At 80.3% G+C, this 259-nt stretch carries 1 pseudogene; it reads left to right on the forward strand.

The annotated features are described in order from the left end of the window. Positions 1-259: pseudogene (locus C7C46_RS33670) on the forward strand (NADH-quinone oxidoreductase subunit C); the annotation flags it as partial.

Below are 259 nucleotides of genomic sequence, written 5' to 3' on the forward strand. Positions count from 1 at the left end.
CCGCTGCTGCTGCCGGACGGCTTCGAGGGCCACCCGCTGCGCAAGGAGTTCGTGCTGGCCGCCCGGGTGGCCAAGGCCTGGCCCGGCGCCAAGGAGCCCGGCGAGAGCGACCACGAGGGCGGCTCGACCCGGCGCAAGATGCAGCCGGTGGGCGTGCCGGACCCGAACGAGTGGGGGCCGCTCAAGGGCACCCTGCCGCCGGTGGCCGAGCGCCCGGCCCGGGCCGCGCGCGGTCCGCGGGCGGCGGCCGGCGCCGAGG

The sequence above is a fragment of the Streptomyces tateyamensis genome (assembly GCF_003205575.1).
GTDB classification, from domain to species: domain Bacteria; phylum Actinomycetota; class Actinomycetes; order Streptomycetales; family Streptomycetaceae; genus Kitasatospora; species Kitasatospora tateyamensis.